Source organism: Acidithiobacillus ferriphilus, from assembly GCF_028215975.1.
GTDB classification, from domain to species: domain Bacteria; phylum Pseudomonadota; class Gammaproteobacteria; order Acidithiobacillales; family Acidithiobacillaceae; genus Acidithiobacillus; species Acidithiobacillus ferriphilus.
The window spans coordinates 1398903-1413382 of record NZ_CP116458.1 but is presented as its reverse complement, the minus strand read 5'-3'; the positions used below and the strand labels follow the sequence as shown (position 1 = coordinate 1413382).

The window sequence follows — 14480 nt, the reverse complement described above, 5'->3', positions numbered from 1 at the left end:
GAGTGAAGGATAGGTGCTGAATGGATTTTACCCTTGGGTTGTTTCTGGCGGTTGTGCTTTCCGGCCTGATCTGGCTGGTGGATCTCTTGTTTTTGCGAAAGAATCGACCTGCGGAAGCCAGAGAGTCCATAGTTGTCGAGTATGCTCGGAGTTTTTTTCCAGTATTGCTTATTGTTTTCCTGATCCGTGCCTTTCTATTTGAGCCTTTTCAGATACCCTCCGGATCCATGATCCCAACTTTGCGGGTGGGGGACTTTGTGTTGGTCAACAAATTCCAGTGGGGATTGCGGCTACCCTTGATTCATACTCCCATTACCCAGGGCAGCCCGGTAGAGGCGGGTGATGTTATGGTGTTTCGGTATCCCAAGAATCCACATGTCGACTACATCAAGCGGGTTATCGGCCTGCCGGGCGACACGATCGAGGTGAAGGGAAATGCCCTCTATATCAACAATAAACTGGTGCCGCAAAAGTTTATCCGAACCTTTGATTATCGGCCGGAAGGGAAGGGTGCCGAAGGCATGGTGATTCCCACCAAAGAATATGAGCAGGAACTTGGGGGCCACAAGTTCCATATTATCGAATTTGACACACCGGAAGCCCAGATGAATTTTGGCCCTTACAAGGTGCCGCCCCATTCCTATTTCATGATGGGCGATGACCGTGATAATAGTAATGACAGCCGTTTCTGGGGTGTGGTGCCAGAGCGTAATATCGTCGGAAAGGCGATGTTCGTGTGGTTCTCCTGGAATGCCGAGGACTGGGCCATCCGCTGGAAGCAGATTGGTCGTTCTCTGGACGGGGTCTCCTGAGGGTGAGGGTTGCACTTGCAAAATCCTGATTCAGGACTAAATGGATGGATCCATCGGCCTCCGGAGGGTTCGGAATGCGCAAATCGATTGTAGACGACCAGTTCATGAAGAAAATCTTTGGCCAGCGTGTTCAAGGTGCACGATCCGTAACACCACAGCATTCCGGGGAGGCAGGTATCTCACTCATCGGCGTGATTTTCTGGCTGTTGATCTTGGTACTTACTGTTGCCTTTGTAGTGAAGGTGATGCCGCTCTACTACGATTACTGGTCCTTGAAAAATATCGTCAGTCATCAGGCGCGGCAGTCTGGGCCGGGGGTGTCCTCATCACAAATTCGCCATGACCTGAATGATCGTCTGAGGGTGGCCATGATCAATATCCCGCAGAAAGACATTCGGATCGAGAGAAATGGTACGGGCCAGACGTTGATCACCGTCAGTTATGACAAGATTGTGCCCTTGATAGCCAATATCAGTCTGCTACTGCATTTTAAAGCCATAGGGCATTAAAAAAGGCTTTTCCGTGTATGATATAGTTGTTCTTTCTTCACATGTTTGGATTGCTGAGTCTGCGTTTATGGGTGTCTTAGAAGGGCTGCAAAAATCGGTCGGCTATCATTTTCGTGAGCAGTCCTTGCTATCGCAAGCGCTGACACATCGGAGTGCTGGTGCCCAGCACAATGAACGGCTGGAATTTCTGGGTGATGCCGCGTTGAACTTCGTGGTGGCGGCGAAGCTTTATGCCCGCTTTCCCAAGGTGAGCGAAGGAGACCTGTCGCGGATGCGGGCGCGGCTGGTTCGTGAGGAAACCCTGGCGGATATAGCCGGAAAGATTGCCCTGGCCGATTTTCTGATCCTTGGATCCGGAGAAATACGTAGTGGTGGCGCGCGGCGCGACTCCATTCGGGCTGACGCCCTGGAGGCGGTAATTGGCGCGGCCTTTCTTGATGGCGGTTTTTCGGCGGCAGAAGGTATTGTCGCGCAACTGGTTGAACCCCTGATGACCGATCATCTGAGCGATGAAGAGTTGCGTGATCCCAAAACGCGCCTACAGGAATTCTTGCAGGGGCAGGGACGTCCTCTTCCCATATATGCTTTGGTGGCAGAAAAAGGGCAGGCCCATGAACGACGTTTTGTGGCGCGTTGTAATGTGCCGGGCGCCGAGGCTACCGAAGCTGAGGATGGCAGTCGACGGAAAGCGGAACAACAGGCCGCAGCGCTGATGTTGGCGCAACTACAGGTGGCCGCGCGTGAATGATGTTACGGATGTCGTTCCTGACGAAGGATATCGCAGTGGGTATGTGGCGCTGCTCGGGCGCCCTAACGTCGGTAAATCTACCCTGCTGAACCATCTGGTTGGGCAAAAAATCAGTATCACCGCACCGCGTCCGCAGACAACGCGTGACCAGATTCTTGGAATACTGACTCGCCCCGACGGACAACTATTGTTTCTGGATACACCGGGCGTGCATAGTGGTTATCGCAGTCTGAACCGGCATCTGCTGCGGGCTACCAGGGGGGCGTTGGAGTCTGCGGATCTGGGCGTGCTGGTGGTAGAAGCGCTGCTCTGGACCCATGATGATGCGGAGGCCTTGCGCTGGTTACAGCGGGCCGGCATTCCGCTGGTGGTCGTGGTGAACAAAGTGGATCGGGTGACGGCCAAGGAGCGTCTGTTTCCTTATTTGCAGACGTTGGCGGAGCGTGGAGAATTCGCGGCGGTCATACCGCTGTCGGCGCGCAAGGCGGCTGATGTGGAGCGTCTGGCCGATGTGTTGGTGCCCCTGTTACCGCCGGCACCGGCGTCTTTCCCGGAGGATCAGGTCACCGATCGCAACCTGCGGTTTATGGCGGCAGAAATCATCCGCGAGCAAATCTTCCGGCAACTGGGCGCCGAACTGCCCTACGATACAGCGGTTGCCATTGAAAGCTATCAGGTGGAATACGGTCAGCAGCGCATCGAGGCGACTATTTATTGTCGACGGCCGGGGCAGAAGGCCATTATTTTAGGTGACGGTGGCAGCCGGTTGCGGGTGATTGGCAGCCGGGCGCGGGAGACGCTGCAGCAGTTGACCGAAGAGCGGGTCTGGCTGGGCTTGTGGGTCAAGCAAAAGGAACAGTGGTCGGAAGACCGCAATATCCTGCGCGAGCTGGGGTATGACGACTGAGGCCGGTGATCGCGCCTGGGTCTTGCATCGCTACCCTTACGGGGATACCAGTCTGGTAGTCGAACTGTTTACGCAGACACAGGGTCGGCTGGGGGTCTTGGCCAAAGGTGCCCGGCGCGCCCGCTCTCCGCTGGCGCGGATTGAGGCGGGGCGCCCCTTATGGGTGCGTTGGCTGGGGCGGGGTGAATTACCGGTGCTGGCGCAGGCGGAAGAGCTTGGGCCAGCGCTGCCACTCGATAGCTTGCAAAGCCTCAGCCTTTTTTACATCAACGAGTTGCTGTTAAGACTCACCCAGCGCGGGGATCCCTTTCCTGCGCTCTTTCTGGTGTATGAAGAAACGATCAGGGTATTACGCGGTGAACCCGGTGGGGGTTGGTATTTGCGGCGCTTCGAGCGGCGCCTGCTGGAAAACCTGGGCTGGGCACCCGACCTGGGGCGTTGCGCGAAGTGTGGCCGATCTCTTGATCCTACGCTTTCAGAGCACTGGTTTTACCAGGCAGAACGTGGGGTGCTTTGTCCGGCACATGCGCCCGATGCCACGGTAGTGACCTTGGAGGCGGCCGCTTTGGCTTGGTTGCAGGGGGCGATGCAGACACGAATTGTGGGGGGCTGGGGTCCCTCTTTGCGGCACTGCCTGGAACAGGAGTTACAAGTCCATCTGGGTGGGCGCCCGCTGGAGAGCCGCCGCCTCCTTGCGGCGTACTTGCGCAGAACACGGCTCACGTCGACGACATGAAGAGAGGAACACAGCGAATGATTGCTTTGGGGGTAAATATAGACCACGTGGCCACCTTGCGGCAGGCGCGTGGTACCCGTTATCCAGATCCGGTGGAGGCGGCTTTTGTCGCGGAACGTGCCGGAGCGGACGCCATTACCACGCACCTGCGTGAGGATCGTCGGCATATTCTGGAACGAGATGTGGAAATTCTCAGTCAGACACTGCGTACCCGTCTTAACCTGGAAATGGCGGTAGAAGAAGGTGTTCTGCGCGTGGCAGAGCGCCTGGCCCCCAGTGATTGTTGTCTGGTGCCGGAACGCCGGGCGGAGCTGACCACCGAAGGTGGGCTGGACGTTGCCGGACAGTTGCCGCGTATCAAAGAGGCCTGTCAGCGTCTGGCCGCTGCCAAGATCAGGGTATCGTTGTTCATTGACCCCGATCCCTTTCAGCTAGAGGCGGCGATGGAAACTGGAGCGCCCGCGGTCGAACTGCATACGGGCCGCTATGCCAATGCCGCCGATGCGGCGGCCCGTGCAGAAGAGCTAGGCCTGATCATCAGTGCGGTAAGCTTTGCCGATAGCCTCGGTCTACAGGTGAATGCTGGACATGGTCTGGATTACCATAATGTGCAGGCTATAGCAGCGATTCCCAATGTCCGGGAATTGAATATTGGCCATGCTATTATCGCCCACGCACTGTTTGTCGGTATGGCGGTGGCGGTGGCGGATATGAAACGGCTTATGCTTGAGGCGCGGGGATGATTGTGGGTATGGGGACCGATATTGTCGCTGTAGAGCGGATGGCCCGTCTCCATTCCCGCTTCGGGGGACGTTTGGCCGAGCGTCTGCTGGGACCTTTGGAGGCCGCGGAAATGCCGAGGGAGGCTGCCGCCGGCGCCGCTTTTCTGGCGCGGCGCTTCGCGGCTAAGGAAGCGACGTTTAAAGCCTTGGGCAGCGGTATGAGTGATGGAATGCGCTGGATGGATGTGCAGGTGGGCCACGACCCGGCCGGGCGTCCGCAACTGGTCCTGGGTGGCCGCGCGCAGCAGCTCTTACGGGGGCTTGGCGATGGCGTGCGCAGTTGGCTGTCCATCAGCGATGAACGCCGCTATGCCCTGGCGGTCGTGGTGCTGGAACAAAGGGAGCGGTAGGCGATGAAAGTGACGGTGGTGGGGACCGGATATGTGGGGCTGGTCACAGGTGCCTGTCTGGCGCAGGTGGGTAACCAGGTGCTGTGTGTGGATGTGGATGCCGATAAGGTCGCGCGACTGCGGACCGGTGAGGTGCCCATCCACGAGCCTGATTTGCCCGCCATCGTGCAGGAAGGTATCGCCAGCGGGCGCTTGTGCTTCACTACAGATATCGCTGAGGGCGTGACCCATGGGGATTTTCTCTTCATTGCCGTGGGGACACCGCCCGATGAAGACGGTTCTGCTGATTTGCGGCATGTGCTGGCAGTGGCTGGCGATATCGGCAAATGTTTGCAACGTCCGGCCGTCATTATCAATAAATCCACAGTGCCGGTAGGCACGGCGCAAAAAGTGCGCACCCGGATTGCCGCTGTTTTGCAGGAGCGAGCGGCGGATACTGCTTTTGATGTAGTCGCCAATCCCGAGTTCCTGAAAGAAGGCGCCGCCGTGGCAGATTTTATGAAGCCGGACCGGATTATCGTCGGCACGGATAACGGGGCGGTAGCGGAGCGGATGCGCGCCCTCTATGCGCCCTTCAACCGCAATCATGATCGCCTGATCGTCATGGACCCGGCATCAGCGGAACTCACTAAATATGCGGCCAATCTCATGCTCGCCACTAGGATTTCGCTGATGAATGAACTGGCGGGTTTGGCGGAGCGGATGGGGGCGGATATCGAGCAGGTACGGCGCGGCATCGGCGCCGATCCCCGCATTGGCCACGCCTTCATATATCCGGGTTGCGGCTATGGCGGATCTTGCTTCCCGAAGGATGTGCGGGCACTGGAGTATGGTGCACGGCAACATGGCTTTGATGTGCCCCTCTTGGCCGCGGTGGAGAAGGTGAATAATCGTCAGAAGCAGCTCCTGGAGCAGAAAGTGGTGAGGGCTTTGGGCGAGGATCTTACGGGCAAGACCATTGCCGTTTGGGGCCTGGCTTTCAAACCCAATACCGATGACATGCGCGAGGCTCCCAGCCGGGTGCTCATGGAAGCATTGTGGCGACGTGGTGCGTATGTGCAGGCTTTTGATCCGGTGGCCATGGATGAGGCACGGCGACTTTATGGTGAGCAGTGCGCGTTGCAGCTTTGTCTGGACCCCTATGCGGCCTGTGAAGGCGCGGATGCACTGGTGATCTGTACCGAGTGGCAGCAATTCCGCAGCCCCGATTTTGCACGGATGCGCAGCCTCCTCCGCCAGCCTTTCATCGTCGACGGGCGCAATATTTACGATCCGGCGTCTGTGCGCGCCGAAGGTTTTATTTACCATGCCATCGGACGCCCCTGATATGGCCGGGGATTTGCACAGTCTGGCGCAGGCGCAGGTGGCTATTGTCGGCGATGTGATGCTTGATCGTTACTGGTTTGGCAAAGTCGAACGTATATCCCCGGAAGCGCCGGTGCCGGTGGTGCAGGTGCGGCGGGAAGAGGAGCGTCCCGGCGGTGCCGCCAACGTCGCCCTGAATGTGCTGGCCTTGGGTGCGCATGCGCTTTTGCTGGCCCCGGTCGGAGATGACGGAGCGGGTGAGCGTTTGGGTATGCTGCTGACGGAAGCCGGGGTCAAGACAGTGCTGATCCCTGATAAGGCCTGTCCAACGACGGTGAAGTTGCGCGTCATCGGTCACCAGCAGCAGCTCCTGCGCATGGATTTTGAGGCGCAGCCCAGCCAGGCCCACAGCGAGGCATTGCGTCAGCAGGCGCCGGTCTTGTTGAACAATGTCAAGGCACTGCTGCTGTCCGATTACGGCAAGGGCGCCTTGCGGGAAGTGGAATATCTGGTGGCATTGGGGCGCAGTCTAGGTATTCCAGTGCTGATCGATCCCAAGGGCAGGGATTATCGCCCTTACCAGGGTGCGACCATTATTACTCCCAATCTCAGCGAGTTTCAGGCAGTGGCGGGCACCTGGGCGAGTGAGGCGCAGTTCCGCGTACTGGGCGAGCAGTGGCGGGAATCTCTGCAACTGGAGGCGCTGCTGGTAACGCGCGGCGAAGAAGGGATGACCCTTTTTATGGAGGATAGCATCTATCACCATCCGGCTCAGGCCCGGGAAGTCTTTGATGTGACCGGTGCCGGAGACACGGTCATCGCAACCCTGGCGACGGCCCTCGCGGCGGGCTGGGCGATGGATCGTGCAGTGGAACTGGCCAACCGCGCAGCAGGTATCGTCGTCGGCAAGCTGGGGGCGGCAGTCGTGACGGTGGAAGAGTTGGCCGCGATGGAATCCATGCGTGAAGATTGAGATGGTGACGACTCTGCCCCGGCTGCCCGTGCCGAAGCTTTTACAGCGCCGAATCGGTCGGGCGGTTGCCGATTTCCGCATGATTCAGCCGGGGGATCGCATTCTGCTCGGCCTGTCCGGTGGAAAAGATTCGCTGACCTTGCTGCACCTGCTGCGGGCCATGCAACGGCAATCCCCTGTGCCTTTTGAGTTGGGTGTGGCCACCGTCGACCCCATGAGCCCGGATTATGACCCACAGCCGCTGGTACCTTATCTGCGGGCGCTGGGTATTCCGTATTTTCTGGAGCGACAGAATATTTACGAGCGGGCACAAAAGCACCTGCTACGGCCCTCTTATTGCAGTTTTTGTGCGCGGATGCGGCGGGGTGTCTTGTATCGCTGCGCGCGGCGCGAAGGCTATCAGGTCCTGGCGCTTGGTCAGCATCTGGATGATTTCGCCGAAAGCTTCTTCATGTCCATGTTTTACAACGGTGAGTTGCGCACCATGAAGGCGCATTATCGGGTGCGGGAAGGCGATTTACGGGTGATTCGCCCCTTGGTGTACTGCCGGGAAAGGCAAACGCGCCAGTTTGCCACGGAGCAAGCCTTGCCGGTGATTCATGAAAATTGTCCGGCCTGTTTCGGCAAACCGACGGAGCGTCAGCATATGAAAGAACTCCTTGCCACGCAGGAAGCATACGATCCCCGTCTGTTTAAACAGCTCCAGCGTGCTTTGTTGCCGCTGATGGGGCAGGGTTTGGAAAGTTTGGAATCCGAGGAAGCACATGACTGATTTTTCACAGAGTTTTTATTGGGAGACGCTGCCCTTGCGGGGCGCACGCTGTCGCCTGGACGACATCTACGCGCGGGTGCTGCAGGATTTTTCTGGACCGGAGGACATGGCTAAGCTTCTGGGCGAAGTGCTGGTGGGCCTGGCGCTATTGGCTACCACCCAGAAAAACTATGAGCGCTTGATCATGCAGATACAGAGCAAGGGGCCGTTGAAACTGCTGGTGGCGGAGATGACGGCGGCGGGTGGCATGCGGGCTTACGGTCGCTGGGAGGATGGCGCTACGGTGGATTTCTCGAATCTGCCCGATGCGCTGCTCGCCATCACTGTGGACATGGGAATGGATCGGGATCGCTATCAGGGTTTGGTGGTATTACGGGAAACGCTGACGGCATCCCTGAATGCCTATTTTACAGAGTCGGTGCAGTCGCCCGCCTATTTCCGATTGGCGGTAGACGTGGCGGCGCAGCAGGCCGGGGGTTATTTCTTGCAACGGCTACCCGGCGTACTCCGTGCCGAGGATTGGCGGGTGGCTACCCAGTTTATCGCCATCGGATCGGACCAGTCTTTGCTGAAGGCGCAGCCTGAGCAGTTTCTCCCGGAGATATTCCCGGAGGAGGCGGTGCGTTTGCATACCGAGCAGCCTTTGACCTTTTCCTGTTCCTGTTCCCGTAAGCGGGTAGAGCGGATGCTGGTGTCACTGGGGCAAGCGGAAGCGGAAGAGACGTTGGCCACAGAAGGTGCAGTCATCGTCACCTGTGAATACTGCCATGAGGTCTATCGTTTTGCGGATACGGATATCGCATTGCTGTTTGCGGCGGGCAAACCGCTGCACTAGCGGTTTGTGGCATAGTCAGGCGGATGGTTCTCCTGTAGTATTGGGCGGTGGATGAGAGCTTTGGCCTGCGCAACTTTTGGGCCGTATTCTTGTCCAATGAAGTGAATAGGGGGCGACCGGCTTCGACGCAGGTCGCGAAGCCTTCGGTGCATGCAGAGCTGCGGTTCGCTCTTAAAACTGGTCGCAGATTCATAATTGCCAACGACAGCAATTACGCCCTCGCTGCTTAAGCAGTGAGCCCTCTGCCCGGATTTGTCTGTGGATCCGGAGCCGAAAGGCGCGCGGGGGGTCATGAAACACGGAATCGTGCGCATTCTAGTCTGTGGGATGCATGCTAAATTAAAGCAGAATCGCCATGTCGTCATCCTGTCTGTCGGAGGGCGGTGCGGTTAAAGCCAATAGACAAACTACGCATGTAGATCCGGTGGTCTAGGTACTGCGGACGCGGGTTCAATTCCCGCCGCCTCCACCAATGACCATAAGTAAGCCCCTGATATTTAGGGGCTTTATTTTTTCTGGCGCGCGCCGACGGCAGTCCGCAGCGCTTCTACAGCCTGTCGGCACAGATCCAGCGTGAGCGCAAGGATTACTACGCCGTGCTCGACGCACCGTTGCCAACGCACAGACCACACACGCTGGATGCCGTGCTGCTGAAGGCGCGTTTCTGGCAACGCTGGGCGGGCATGCCGTTGAACGAGCGGCAGGTGAAACTGCTCAACCGGCGGCTACTCGACGGTTTCGAGGGGAAACTCACCAGCAGCAAGTGGACGACCATTGCCAAGTGCTCGCCCGATACCGCGCTGCGCGACATCACGCAGTTGTTGGAACTGGGCGTGCTGAAGAAGTCGTCCGGCGGTGGGCGCAGCATCTATCAGGGTGATTAATCTCAGGCCGTTCGATTTCACTTTCTCGATGATAGTCAACGTCAATCTCGCAGCGGTCGGGTACATGATAACTGTCATTGTAGCGACATACGCACAGCAGGTATAACCGCCGCTTGGCGATTTCCTGTCACCGGCGAGCGACAAGCAGCGACAAACCCAAACTATGCCAAAGCCATTGAACGGTGCCTTAGCTGGCCGGTTCGTAGTGTGGCACAACTTGTGCTCGGTAAATGCTTGTCAAAAGACGCATCAGGGTGGCGTCGCTTTAGCGTCAACATGGTGTGAGCAAATTTGGCAATGGTGTGGTCACTGCATTGTGCCATCAACAAAATAGTGACTGCTTAACAAGAAGGATTGAGGAGAACAAGGTCATGAACACACAGATTAAACCCACGATGCATAAGGGTCGGCATGTCGCCGCAGGACTTTCCACCATTCTCGCCGCGGCTCTGGGTATCAGTACCGCAATGGCAGCCCCTTTGGATACTTCCTGGAAAATGGCTACATTGCCGCAAGTGAAAGCTTTGTTGGCCAAGGATAGCGGGGAAGTCAGTGGCAAAACGGTAACCTATAGCGGCAAAACCGTGCATGTGGTCGCGGCAGCCGTCCTTCCGGGGTTTCCATTCCCCAGCTTTGAAATTCATGACGTCCAAAATCCGACCTTGGATATCCCCGCAGGCGCCACCGTGGATATCACCTTCATCAACACCAACAAGGGATTTGGTCATAGTTTAGACATTACCAAGAAGGGACCGCCTTATGCAGTTATGCCGGTCATCAACCCCATTATCGCAGGTACGGGATTTAGTCCGGTTCCCAAGAGTGGGGGGTTCGGATACACGGACTTCACCTGGCACCCAGCAGCGGGCACATACTACTACGTGTGCCAGATCCCTGGTCATGCGGCAACGGGCATGTTTGGCAAGATCATTGTAAAATAAAGCAGCGTTCGCAGGTCCGCCTATTTCGAATTTTCTATGCTATAAATCTCTAGCTTAGACGATCAGCCCGGCTTCGCCGGGTTTTTTATCGCCCTTTTACCGGCGAAAGTGCTTTGCTCGGTAATAGTGCTGTGCAGCCTACCCTTTGTAACCCCCGTAGTATCGTCCAGCGAGCACGGTAATTTACCCTTGAAGACGATGCTTGCGGTCATGAAAGCACTAGATATTGAGCTAAGATGGGCAGGTTCGGGTCGGGTTCCAGGCGCATGCCCCGGCGCCGGAAGACAAAATTATCCAGCGCGCACTGGTGGCGGTACACTAGCGCTTAACCGGCTTTGGAGATCAAGACTTGAACGAAAATAGTCAGCAGACGCCCTGGTACCGTCAAGCCGTAGTGGTAATACCCAGGCATGTGTATCTCAAAAGTATCGGAACGACGCTTTTCATTAGCCTATTTTTCGGTGCCTACTTCTATTTGCTCAAAGACCCTGCCTATCCGCCAACGGTGATGCCAAGGACCTTGCTGGATCATCTGATCGGCTTTCAACCTCTGGCGTTGCCCATATATTTGTCACTGTGGGTCTATGTCTCCCTTCCCCCGGCATTGCTAGCGACGCGGCGTGAGCTGTATGACTACGGCGTGGCCATTGCCGGGACATGCCTTGTAGGGCTGATCATCTTCTACTTTTGGCCCACGGTGGTACCCGCAAGCCATATCGACTGGGCTCATTATCCCGACGTGGATTTCCTTAAAAGCATGGATGCTTCTGGCAATGCCTGCCCTTCGCTGCATGTCGCCACCGCCGTTTTTTCGGGTATCTGGTTACATCACTTGCTACGCCGCTTTAGCGCACCGCTGTGGGTACTCCTCTTCAATTGGATATGGTGTGCTGGTATCGCATATTCCACCCTGGCCTTACGTCAGCATGTGGCGGTGGATGTGCTGGCTGGTCTAACGCTAGGGGGACTGACGGCCTATCTGTCATTCTATAATCGCCAGTAATCTGCGCGGACAGGTCATGCAAAGCGGCATAACCCCGGTTTATTCGTGATATCGCTGAACGCACAAGGGCTGGTATCGACACCACGGTCAAACCGCTCTTCGGGTATCAGATGGGTTCACGACACTGATCATGTGGCGATTGTAGCACGTTTGGTCTGTGAGCGTTTGCTTGCGCTGCGATCGGCGGTATTTGGCACAGGAGAAATTAGTGCTACCATGCTGATGTCATTTGCGCTATACCATTAGCTACTGACGCTGTCATCTCGTGTAACCTACGTAAGGAGAGTTTAAAACATGTTGGATATTGCTAAGATTAAGCCTGTTGCCCGGATCATCCTTGTCGCCAGTGCCATCGCGCTTGCTTCGGCGTGTGCTAAAAAGGAAAATACCACTGCCGCTTCTGGCAGTAGTGCCACTACCACCACCGAATCTGCTGCCCCGGCGACCACCACCACGAACAGCAGCGGTGCTGCTATGCCGATGGAATCGGCGGCACCTGACGCAAGTGCCACCAGCAGCGATTCTTCTTCTGCGGGCTAATAAACCGCGCCGAGTGATGGTTCGACTATGAGCAGTGACTAGGGTTCTGGATATACCCAGAGTGTGATGACAGCATGGGGGCCACTGCCTCGCCGTCAAAGTTCGATGAACGTCGATCAGATGGCCAAAGCGAAGTCCCTGGCAGAGTTCAAGGGCTGTTCTGCCTACCCTAAGTTATTGCCAAAGTGGTTCGTCCTGCCTTGCTTGGGCGGCTACGTGAACCACGCCACCTTAACGGGTTTTTGAGCCGTATAAAAGCCCCCCGCATGCGGGGGGCTTTTATAGCTTTTGTGCTACGGGCAGCATGGACACATTCCTGCAGGTGTGATTAAGTCCTAGCGGGTTTCGCATGCCGGATGGTGGGCAAGAGACGCATGCTACAATGCCCACATCATACGCCGATTCGGATGACCCTTGCGAAAAAAGTTTAAAACATTCAATTGGATTGCCAGCACCTATTACGCAGAAGGGCTACCTTATTCGTTGGTGCAGCAGGTATCTGTGCAGTTTTTTACTTATGCCGGAGCCAGTTTGCAGATCATTGGACTGCTCTCTTTTTTCGGTCTGCCTTGGAACCTCAAATTATTCTGGAGCCCATTAATCGACCTTTTTGCCAATAAAAAGCGTTGGCTGATAATGATGGAAATTATTCTGGGTGCTGTAACAGCCTTGCTGGTTTGGCCCGCGCAGCACCTGAATCTGGATCTCGCCACTAAAATCTTTGTGTTAATGGCCTTCATGTCTGCCACCCATGACATGTCTGTAGATGGGTATTATATTCAGATACTTAATCCGTCTGATCAGGCAGCATTTTCGGGAATACGGGTCGCCGCCTATCGGGTGGCCATGTTGGTGGGGAATGGTGCCCTCGTTATCCTTGCTGGATGGGTGTCTTGGACGGCTTGTTTTTTAGCGGCAGCGGCGATGATGTGGGGGCTGGCGGCTTTTCATAAGCACATGCTTCCACCACCACCCGTAGCCACGAGTCATCAAGGGCAACGATGGCGTGCGGTACGTGAAGCCTTTTCGACATACATACAGCAACCGGGAATAGTGTGGGCCTTGGCCTTCATCCTGCTTTTTCGTGCTGGTGACGCCATGATGTTTGCGATGGTGGCACCATTCCTTAACCACCTGGGCTATGGTTTGGTGACGCGCGGCATTCTCACCGGTACGGTAGGCACCGTGACGGGTATTGGGGGCGCATTGCTGGGGGGCTTCATTATATCTCGCAGGGGGTTGCGCAGTGCACTATTTCCGCTAACTTTTATACAGTCTTTGGCGATACCCGCCTATGCGTGGCTAGCTTGGGCAACGCCTTCTGTTTGGTGGGTCGGCGTTACTGTGGCCTTTGAGCAGTTGGCGGCGGGTCTCGGCACCGCCGTTTTGATGGTCTTTCTCATGCAGCGCTGCCAGGGCAGCTATCAGGCGACGCACTTCGCTATTGGCTCCGCCCTGATGTCCGTGGCAGCCACTGTCGTCGGTGGGTTTAGCGGCTTTCTTGCAGCACGGGTAGGATTTGTGGAATTCTTTCTACTGGCATTTGTTGCGGCACTACCCAGTTTGTGGCTAGCGCTGCGTATGCCTATGGCCCTGTTTAAAGATCATCAGAAATCCATACCGGTACTAGGTTCCGCGGACATATAGTCCATTGCCAAACCCTACAGAGAGGGAAGGGCGGAAAGTGTCATCTCTGTGAGGAAAGCCAATGCCGACGAAAGGAAGTAATATCGTGAAGCGAACGCTTGATTTGAAAAAGCCGCCGCGTTTGAGTACCGAGCAAAAGGCTCGGCTGGTTGATGTGGCTGCGATGCCGGACGAGCAGATTGGCTACAGAGACGCGCCCGACCTGCCTGATGCCGCTTGGATGAAAGTCGGTTATATAGTTACTGATTGCCAGAACCCTCGCATGATTCGCATAATACTTATTGTGCGGAACTTGAAAATTGGACGTGTGGGCGTGCGATTGCGGGGCTGGCAGCAGTAAGACCATGCTTAATCCCAGAACTGCGCTTTTGGATACCGCTGCATTGATTCTTGCCCATATTGCCCGCGCTTCCGGGCCTGCCTTTCTTTCGTGCTTCTCGATCAGGACCTCAGCCGGGTCCACTCCGGCCAGCTTCGCCAGCTTGATGTAAGTTTCGTCGGACAGTTCGCTTTTGCCGCTGGCTAGTAGGCTTAGGCTACTGTGATTTACGTCTACTGCTTTCGCTAGGCTTGCTAGGCTTGGATAGCCTCCGCGTTCTCTTGCTTTTTGTACTAAGTCCTTTGCGTTCATGGTGTCACCTCCTAAATTTGTTACAGCGTAGTCTTGCCTTCTGTTGTTGACAACAGCCAACGGATTTTGTTATATCGTTAGTCGTTGGTAACTACCAACAAGTTT

General features: G+C 56.2%; 17 protein-coding genes and 1 other RNA gene. 17 read left to right on the top strand and 1 reads right to left on the bottom strand.

Going from position 1 to position 14480, the window contains the following annotated elements; genetic code table 11:
• Positions 1–20 precede the first annotated feature (20 nt).
• The 17 genes from lepB (at position 21) to PJU76_RS07030 (ending at position 13744) form a co-directional block, all read left to right on the top strand.
• Positions 21–812 carry a signal peptidase I gene (lepB, locus tag PJU76_RS07110; protein ID WP_215861710.1) on the top strand — a complete coding sequence of 264 codons (792 nt, stop codon included), beginning with the start codon at positions 21–23 and terminating at the stop codon, positions 810–812.
• Positions 813–886: 74 nt separating this feature from the next.
• Positions 887–1321, top strand: coding sequence for a DUF4845 domain-containing protein (locus PJU76_RS07105; RefSeq protein ID WP_271778950.1), 435 nt, complete (start codon positions 887–889; stop codon positions 1319–1321).
• Positions 1322–1388: 67 nt separating this feature from the next.
• The gene (gene rnc, locus PJU76_RS07100) at positions 1389–2069 is read left to right on the top strand and encodes a ribonuclease III (RefSeq protein ID WP_064219696.1); all 681 of its coding nucleotides are present in this window, start codon (positions 1389–1391) and stop codon (positions 2067–2069) included.
• The gene (era, locus tag PJU76_RS07095; protein ID WP_271778949.1) at positions 2062–2976 is read left to right on the top strand and encodes a GTPase Era; all 915 of its coding nucleotides are present in this window, start codon (positions 2062–2064) and stop codon (positions 2974–2976) included. The genes rnc and era overlap by 8 nt, the downstream gene beginning before the upstream one ends.
• Positions 2966–3712, top strand: coding sequence for a DNA repair protein RecO (recO, locus tag PJU76_RS07090; RefSeq protein ID WP_271778948.1), 747 nt, complete (start codon positions 2966–2968; stop codon positions 3710–3712). The genes era and recO overlap by 11 nt, the downstream gene beginning before the upstream one ends.
• A gap of 17 nt (positions 3713–3729) precedes the next feature.
• Complete coding sequence (pdxJ, locus tag PJU76_RS07085) at positions 3730–4455, top strand: pyridoxine 5'-phosphate synthase (RefSeq protein ID WP_271778947.1); 726 nt, start codon at positions 3730–3732, stop codon at positions 4453–4455.
• A complete protein-coding gene (gene acpS, locus PJU76_RS07080; protein ID WP_271778946.1) occupies positions 4452–4844 on the top strand; it encodes a holo-ACP synthase in 393 nt (130 codons plus the stop codon). Before pdxJ ends, acpS begins: the two co-directional genes overlap by 4 nt.
• Before the next feature lie 3 nt (positions 4845–4847).
• Entirely contained in the window at positions 4848–6170 is a 1323-nt protein-coding gene (locus PJU76_RS07075; RefSeq protein WP_271778945.1) for a UDP-glucose dehydrogenase family protein, read from the top strand.
• Positions 6151–7122 (top strand): D-glycero-beta-D-manno-heptose-7-phosphate kinase, encoded by a 972-nt coding sequence (gene rfaE1 / locus PJU76_RS07070; RefSeq protein WP_271778944.1) that lies wholly within the window; start codon positions 6151–6153, stop codon positions 7120–7122. The genes PJU76_RS07075 and rfaE1 overlap by 20 nt, the downstream gene beginning before the upstream one ends.
• Positions 7112–7894, top strand: a complete 783-nt coding sequence (locus PJU76_RS07065) for a tRNA 2-thiocytidine biosynthesis TtcA family protein (protein ID WP_271778943.1) — start codon at positions 7112–7114, stop codon at positions 7892–7894. The genes rfaE1 and PJU76_RS07065 overlap by 11 nt, the downstream gene beginning before the upstream one ends.
• Positions 7887–8729: an Hsp33 family molecular chaperone HslO gene (hslO, locus tag PJU76_RS07060; RefSeq protein ID WP_271778942.1), complete on the top strand. Its 843-nt coding sequence runs from the start codon at positions 7887–7889 to the stop codon at positions 8727–8729. Before PJU76_RS07065 ends, hslO begins: the two co-directional genes overlap by 8 nt.
• Positions 8730–8837: 108 nt before the next feature.
• Positions 8838–9201, top strand: a transfer-messenger RNA (tmRNA) gene (gene ssrA, locus PJU76_RS07055).
• Positions 9202–9325: 124 nt separating this feature from the next.
• A complete protein-coding gene (locus tag PJU76_RS07050; RefSeq protein ID WP_271778941.1) occupies positions 9326–9613 on the top strand; it encodes a Fic family protein in 288 nt (95 codons plus the stop codon).
• Between the two features lie 371 nt (positions 9614–9984).
• The gene (locus PJU76_RS07045) at positions 9985–10554 is read left to right on the top strand and encodes a rusticyanin (protein WP_271778940.1); all 570 of its coding nucleotides are present in this window, start codon (positions 9985–9987) and stop codon (positions 10552–10554) included.
• Positions 10555–10903: 349 nt separating this feature from the next.
• The gene (locus PJU76_RS07040) at positions 10904–11557 is read left to right on the top strand and encodes a phosphatase PAP2 family protein (RefSeq protein ID WP_215849875.1); all 654 of its coding nucleotides are present in this window, start codon (positions 10904–10906) and stop codon (positions 11555–11557) included.
• 294 nt (positions 11558–11851) lie between these two features.
• A complete protein-coding gene (locus PJU76_RS07035) occupies positions 11852–12097 on the top strand; it encodes a hypothetical protein (protein WP_271778939.1) in 246 nt (81 codons plus the stop codon).
• Between the two features lie 414 nt (positions 12098–12511).
• Positions 12512–13744, top strand: a complete 1233-nt coding sequence (locus tag PJU76_RS07030; RefSeq protein WP_271778938.1) for an MFS transporter — start codon at positions 12512–12514, stop codon at positions 13742–13744.
• 40 nt (positions 13745–13784) lie between these two features.
• On the opposite strand, the gene PJU76_RS07025 is transcribed toward PJU76_RS07030, so the two are convergent.
• A complete protein-coding gene (locus PJU76_RS07025) occupies positions 13785–14375 on the bottom strand; it encodes a helix-turn-helix domain-containing protein (protein ID WP_271778937.1) in 591 nt (196 codons plus the stop codon).
• Positions 14376–14480 lie beyond the last annotated feature (105 nt).